Raw genomic sequence first — 7,094 nt, 5'->3', positions numbered from 1 at the left:
GGCCCTGGTGGCCTCGCTGGCGCGCGATGCCGCACCGGGCGCACGCGTCGGCGCGCGTGTGCACCCCGTGGACCACCCCGCATTTGCCAACGATGTCGCCACCATTGCCGGCGAGGCCGGCCATCGGTTGACCCACATCATGCTGCCCAAGGTGGAGTCGGTGGAGGACGTGGTGCTGGCGGAACAGGCGCTGCAACGTGCTTCGGCTGGCCACTTGCCATTGCAGGTCCTGATCGAATCCCCGGCTGCGGTACAGCGTGCGTTCGACATCGCCGCGCACCCCCGCGTGCAGAGCCTGAGCTTTGGGCTGATGGATTTTGTGTCGGCCCATGGCGGTGCCATTCCCGCATCGGCCATGACCTCGTCGGGGCAGTTCACGCACCCGCTCGTGGTGCGCGCCAAGCTCGAAATCGCCTCGGCCTGCCATGCCCACGGCAAAGTGCCATCGCACTGCGTGGTCACGGAGTTCAGCAACACGGCTGCCATGCAGGCCGCAGCCAGCCGCGCCGCCCGCGAGTTTGGCTACACGCGCATGTGGAGCATCCACCCTGCGCAGATCCGCCCCATCCTGGAGGCCTTCGCGCCCACGCAGGATGACATAGAAGTTGCATCAAAAATAATAGCTGCTGCCGCAGGTGCTGATTGGGCTCCCATCAGTTTTGACGGCACACTCCATGACCGTGCTAGTTACCGCTATTACTGGCAGGTCCTCGAACGTGCGCACAGCACCGGGCGCGCGTTGCCCGGGGCCGTGAGCGCGTGGTTTACCTCGCCCGCCCCTCCTTGCCCCTGAACCCTTATCTGCAGGATCTCTGATGAAAACCTTTATCGCTTCTGCCCTGATGCTGCTGGCTCCCGCCTTTGCGCTGGCCCAGACCCCTGCACAACCCGCTGCCAAGCCGGCCGCCAAGGCAACGGCCAAGGCCCCTGTCAAGGCCAAGGCCGCGAAGACCGCCAAGGCCGAGCCCACCAGCAGCCGCACGCAGCTCAAGACCGCCACGAACCAGGTGGCTGCCGGCATCATGGCCGCCGAGGCCGCCCTCACGCCGGCCGAGCTGGCCATTGCCGAGCGCGTGCACGTGGGCCGCATTGCCTGCGAACTGGGTGCCTATGTCTCGGTGAAGGCCGACGAGGCCTCGCCTGGCCACTTCGACGTGGAAGGCAAGGGCTTCAAGTACCGCATGGCGCCTGTTGAAACCACCACCGGTGCCATTCGCCTGGAAGACCAGAAGGGCGGCGCGGTCTGGCTGCAGATCGCCAACAAGTCCATGCTCATGGACCAAAAGCGTGGCCAGCGCCTGGCCGACGAATGCATGAGCCCCGAACAGAGCCTGGTGGCCGAGTCCCTCAAGAAGAACCCGCAGCCCGGTGTGCTCGACCCGCTGCCTGTCGCCAAGAAATAACGATTGCGGTGCGGCCGGAGGCCGGCATGCACCCGCCCCACTTTAGAACGCAACCGGAGAAAATCGATGTTGAAAGCCTACCGTGACCATGTGGCCGAGCGTGCTGCATTGGGCATTCCACCACTGCCCCTGAGCGCCAAGCAGACCAGTGAACTGATCGAGCTGCTGAAGAACCCGCCCGCTGGCGAGGAAGCCGTTCTGGTCGACCTGATCACGCACCGCGTTCCCGCCGGTGTGGACGACGCCGCCAAGGTCAAGGCCAGCTACCTGGCTGCCGTGGCCCATGGCACGGAGGTGTGCAGCCTCATCGGCCGCGAGAAGGCCACGCAACTGCTGGGCACCATGCTGGGCGGCTACAACCTCACTCCGCTGATCGACCTGCTCGACGATGCTGCCGTGGCATCCGTGGCAGCCGAGGGCCTGAAGAAGACCCTGCTGATGTTCGACCAGTTCCATGACGTCAAGGAAAAGGCCGACAAGGGCAATACCTTCGCCAAGGCCGTGCTGCAAAGCTGGGCCGACGCCGAGTGGTTCACCAGCCGACCCGAAGTGCCGCAAAGCATCAAGCTCACGGTGCTCAAGGTCACCGGCGAAACCAACACCGACGACCTGTCGCCCGCCCCTGACGCCTGGAGCCGCCCCGACATCCCGCTGCACGCGCTGGCCATGCTCAAGAACAAGCGCGACGGCATCACCCCTGAAGAAGACGGCAAGCGCGGCCCGGTGAAGTTCATCGAAGACCTGCGCGCCAAGGGCAACCTCGTGGCCTACGTGGGCGACGTGGTGGGCACGGGTTCGAGCCGCAAGTCGGCCACCAACAGCGTGCTGTGGTTCACCGGCGAGGACATTCCCTTCGTGCCGAACAAGCGTTTTGGCGGTGTCTGCCTGGGTTCCAAGATCGCCCCGATCTTCTACAACACCATGGAAGACGCCGGCGCCCTGCCCATCGAGCTCGATGTGAGCCAGATGAACATGGGTGACGAGATCGAACTGCTGCCCTACGCCGGCAAGGCGCTCAAGGACGGCCAGGTCATCGCCGAATTCGAAGTGAAGAGCGAAGTGCTGTTCGACGAAGTGCGCGCCGGCGGCCGCATTCCCCTGATCATCGGCCGCGGCCTCACCGCCAAGGCCCGCGAGGCCCTGGGCCTGGCGCCGTCCACGCTGTTCCGCCTGCCGCAGGTGCCTGCCGCCACCGGCAAGGGGTTCACGCTGGCGCAGAAGATGGTCGGCCGCGCCTGCGGCCTGCCCGAAGGCCAGGGCGTGCTGCCCGGCACGTACTGCGAACCGCGCATGACCTCGGTCGGCTCGCAGGACACCACCGGCCCCATGACCCGCGATGAGCTGAAAGACCTGGCCTGCCTGGGTTTCAGCGCCGATCTGGTCATGCAGTCCTTCTGCCACACGGCTGCGTATCCCAAGCCCGTGGACGTGAAGATGCACCACGAGCTGCCCGACTTCATCAGCACGCGCGGCGGCATTTCGCTCAAGCCCGGCGACGGCATCATCCACAGCTGGCTCAACCGCATGCTGCTGCCCGACACCGTGGGCACGGGCGGCGATTCGCACACCCGCTTCCCCATCGGCATCAGCTTCCCCGCCGGTTCGGGCCTGGTGGCCTTTGCCGCCGCCACGGGCGTGATGCCCCTCGATATGCCTGAGTCGGTGCTGGTGCGCTTCAAGGGCCAGATGCAGCCCGGCGTCACGCTGCGCGACTTGGTGCATGCGATTCCGCTGTACGCCATCAAGGCCGGTCTGCTGACGGTGGAGAAGCAGGGCAAGAAGAACATCTTCTCGGGCCGCATCCTCGAAATCGAAGGTCTGCCGGACATGAAGGTCGAACAGGCGTTCGAGCTGTCCGACGCTTCGGCCGAGCGCTCTGCCGCAGGTTGCACGGTGCGCCTGAACAAGGAGCCGATCATCGAATACATCAACAGCAACATCGTGCTGCTGAAGAACATGATCGCCCAGGGCTATGCCGACGCACGCACCATCGGCCGTCGCATCAAGGCCATGGAAGCCTGGCTCGCCAAGCCCGAGCTGCTGGCACCCGATGCCGACGCCGAGTACGCCGCCGTGATCGAGATCGACCTGTCCGAGATCACCGAGCCCATCGTCTGCTGCCCCAACGACCCCGACGACGCCAAGACGCTGTCGGACGTGGCCGGCGCCAAGATCGACGAAGTGTTCATCGGCTCGTGCATGACCAACATCGGCCACTTCCGCGCAGCGTCCAAGCTGCTCGAAGGCAAGAAGGACATCCCGGTCAAGCTGTGGATGGCCCCGCCCACGAAGATGGACGCCCACCAGCTCACCGAAGAAGGCCACTACGGCGTGTTCGGTGCGGCCGGCGCCCGCATGGAAATGCCGGGCTGCTCGCTGTGCATGGGCAACCAGGCGCAGGTGAAGGAAGGTGCCACCGTGATGTCCACCAGCACGCGCAACTTCCCCAACCGCCTGGGCAAGAACACCAACGTGTACCTGGGTTCGGCCGAGCTGTCGGCGATCTGCTCCAAGCTGGGTCGCATCCCGAGCAAGGCCGAGTACCTGGCCGACATCGGTGCGATCAACGCCAACGGCGACAAGATCTACAAGTACATGAACTTCGACCAGATCGCCGAATACAAGGACGTGGCCGAAGGCGTTGCTGCCTGACAGTCCAGCGCTTTGTGCGTCATTAAAAAACCCGCTTCGGCGGGTTTTTTAATGCCTGGCATGCTCTTGAATGTATAGCGTCTTCTCCTTTTGCAGAGCGGGCTGTGGATGGATTTTCTTTGAGGCAGGACTATGGAATGGTCGTCGTGCGATGCCACGCCCCGCACGGAAAGCGGCAGCGGGCGCACGGCATGAAAGTCTGATGCAGCGCAAGCTTGGGGCACTCTCGAAGACAATGACGGTGGTGTCTTGACCAACACCGCCCCGCCTGGATGGACGGAGCGGGGAGGGGCGCCAAAGCGTTCTGCTGTCTGGCGGCATATCCGAACGGTGGCCAGGGCGGCAGGCGCCCGCGCAATGCAGCAGGGGCGAGGTGGCGAGTCGGATGGGGTGGAGCAAGCCAGCGCCCAGAGATGGAAGGCGCCAGCCAGTGTGCTATTTAGAACATAGCATGAAAAGTCCGCCACGCAAGCGCCTGCGCCGCTTTTGCGCCGTATTTGCTCGCATGACAGGTGGCGGGCTGGCCGCACCGCATCGGCGCACCGGCGCCAGCGATGGAGTGTGCTGGCGTCGGAGCGCCTGCGGCTTGTTCATTTCTGTGACTACCGCGAGCGTGCCGAGAGGGCAGACCTGCGGCATGACGGGCGAGCATTCGTGCCCCTAGAGCATTCGGGCCAGAAGGGCGCCCTCTGCCGGGCCGGCGAGCGGAATGCGCACGCGCAAAGGGCTGCCCGAGGCAACCTGCAGGGGCTCGCCGTCCAGCCCCAGCATCTGTTCCAGTCGCAGCGTGCGGTTGCCGCTGGGATGGATGATCTCCAGCATGTCGCCCACGGCAAAGCGGTTCTTGGTTTCCACCTCGGCCCAGCCGTCCTGCACCGCCTTCACCTCGCCCACGAACTGGCTGCGGCGGGCTTCGGAACTGCCGGTTTCGTAGTTCTGGTAGTCGTTGGCAGGGCGGCGCTCGAGGAAGCCGGCGGTGTAGCCCCGGTTGGACAGGCCTTCGAGTTCGGTGATGAGCTCGGGGTTGAATGGGCGGCCGGCCACGGCGTCGTCGATGGCGCGGCGGTAGATCTGCGCGGTGCGTGAGACGTAGTACTGGCTCTTGGTGCGGCCCTCGATCTTGAGCGAATCGACGCCGATCTCCACCAGGCGCTGCACGTGCTCGACCGCGCGCAGGTCCTTGCTGTTCATGATGTAGGTACCGTGCTCGTCCTCCATGATAGGCATGAGCTGGCCCGGGCGCTCCTTTTCTTCGAGCAGGTAGACCTGGTCGGCCAGCGGGTGGCGCGCGCCGCCACCGCAGGCCGCAAACGCTGCGTGGTCATCTTCCTGGGCCTGGTTGAAGTTGAAATCGCCCTCCATGCGCACGGCGATGGCTTCGCCGGTGTTCGGGTCCACGGCGGCGGGCTGGGTGGCGTAGTTCCAGCGGCAGGCATTGGTGCAGGTGCCCTGGTTGGGGTCGCGCCGGTTGAAGTAGCCCGAGAGCAGGCAGCGGCCCGAGTAGGCGATGCACAGCGCGCCATGCACGAACACTTCCAGTTCCATGTCGGGGCATTCCTGGCGGATTTTGGCGATCTCGTCGAGCGAGAGTTCGCGCGAGAGGATGATGCGCGTCAGCCCCACCTTCTGCCAGAACTTCACGGCCATGAAATTCACGGTGTTGGCTTGCACCGAAAGGTGGATGTCCACCTCGGGCCACTTCTCGCGCACCATCATGATGAGGCCCGGGTCGGCCATGATGAGTGCGTCCGGGCGCATGGCGATGATGGGTTCGATGTCGCGCAGGTAGGTGCGCACCTTGTCGTTGTGCGGCAGCAGGTTGCTGGTGAGGAAGAACTTCTTGCCGCGCGCATGGGCTTCCTGGATGCCCTGCTGGATCTGCTCCAGGCGGAATTCGTTGTTGCGGGCGCGCAAGGAATAGCGCGGCTGGCCGGCATAGATGGCGTCGGCGCCGAAGTCGTAGGCCGCACGCATCTTGTCGAGCGAGCCGGCGGGCAGCAGCAGTTCAGGGCTTTTCAGGGTCATGTGTCGATTGTGGCCGAGGCCACGAAAATCACCTTGCCATACCTCGGCAAGGCATCGGGGGCAGAGGAGCGCGCTGCATGCCCTGGGGCTGCCGCACGCATCGAAGATCTCACAAAGGCTGGCCGCAGGGCTTCTTCGCCGGTCGGCCAACGGCGCCGCGCGGCAAAGCTCGGCACCTCACCGCGCTGCGCCGGACTGTGTGGCGCCAGCGCCTGCGGGAATTGCCGGTGCCGCGCCTCGGTGGTGCGGACCGACGCGCCCCGCATCAGTCCTGCGGGCGAAAACCTATTTCCAGCGACGATGGCACGCGTCCGTCCACATCGCGAGGCAGCGATTCGGTCTTGTCGAGCGCGCGCAGCACGGCATCGTCCCAGGCCTTGTTGCCGCTGGACTGGATCAGCTTGGTGCCCACGATGGTGCCATCGGGGGCGGCGCGCACCTGCACCACGGCGCGCGGATTGCCCGCCACGGCGTCTGGGTAGACGATGTTGGGGCGCACCTTGGCAGCCACCCTGCCGCCGTAGCTGCCCGAGGGGCCGGAGTCACGCAGGGCCGTGCCGGTGGCGTGTTCGCCGCCCGTGGCGCCGGCCAGGCCCTGCATGCGGCGGATGTTCTCCTGCCGGCGGGCCTCCGCAGCCTTGGCGCTGGCTTTTTCAAGGGCTTCCTGCTTGCGCTGCTCTTCCTGGGCCTGGCGCTTCTTTTCTTCGGCGAGTTGCTTTTGCTTTTCGAGGCGTTCCTTCTCGCGCTCGGCCTTCTGTTGCTCGGCTTTTAACTGCTCGGCTTTTTCCTTTTGCAGGCGTTCCTTCTTTTCCTGTTCGAGGCGGTCGCGGCGTTCTTCTTCCTTGCGTTCACGCTCGCGCTTTTCGCGTTCGAGTTGCTGCTGGCGCAGCTTCTTTTCCTGCTCGAGGCGCTTTTTCTCCCGCTCGACGGCAATGTCGGCCTCATGCGTGTCGGGCGCGGCCTGCCGGGGTGGGGGGGGGCGGTGGTGGTGGCGGTGCGGGCCGGGGCGGCGCA

Annotated in this window: 4 protein-coding genes and 1 pseudogene; 3 read left to right on the top strand and 2 right to left on the bottom strand. The window is 65.4% G+C overall.

Translation table 11 applies throughout. The features are described 5' to 3' along the window. The 3 genes from ACDELDRAFT_RS17040 to acnB all read left to right on the top strand — a co-directional run. The coding region (locus ACDELDRAFT_RS17040) for an HpcH/HpaI aldolase/citrate lyase family protein (protein ID WP_005799143.1) at positions 1 to 793 on the top strand (793 nt) is incomplete at its 5' end. Positions 794 to 815: 22 nt separating this feature from the next. Further along, a complete protein-coding gene (locus ACDELDRAFT_RS17035; RefSeq protein ID WP_005799142.1) occupies positions 816 to 1,403 on the top strand; it encodes a hypothetical protein in 588 nt (195 codons plus the stop codon). A 66-nt stretch (positions 1,404 to 1,469) separates the two neighbouring features. Beyond that, positions 1,470 to 4,055 carry a bifunctional aconitate hydratase 2/2-methylisocitrate dehydratase gene (acnB, locus tag ACDELDRAFT_RS17030; protein WP_005799141.1) on the top strand — a complete coding sequence of 862 codons (2,586 nt, stop codon included), beginning with the start codon at positions 1,470 to 1,472 and terminating at the stop codon, positions 4,053 to 4,055. 660 nt (positions 4,056 to 4,715) lie between these two features. Here acnB and trhP read toward each other — a convergent pair. Next, positions 4,716 to 6,080, bottom strand: coding sequence for a prephenate-dependent tRNA uridine(34) hydroxylase TrhP (trhP, locus tag ACDELDRAFT_RS17025; RefSeq protein WP_005799139.1), 1,365 nt, complete (start codon positions 6,078 to 6,080; stop codon positions 4,716 to 4,718). 265 nt (positions 6,081 to 6,345) lie between these two features. Next, positions 6,346 to 7,094 (bottom strand): annotated as a pseudogene (locus ACDELDRAFT_RS17015) (TonB C-terminal domain-containing protein); the annotation flags it as partial.

Origin of the sequence: Acidovorax delafieldii 2AN, assembly GCF_000175235.1 — a bacterium.
Classification (GTDB): domain Bacteria; phylum Pseudomonadota; class Gammaproteobacteria; order Burkholderiales; family Burkholderiaceae_C; genus Acidovorax; species Acidovorax delafieldii_B.
The sequence above is the reverse complement of the archived record's forward strand: the minus strand, read 5'-3'. Positions and strand labels throughout refer to the sequence as shown.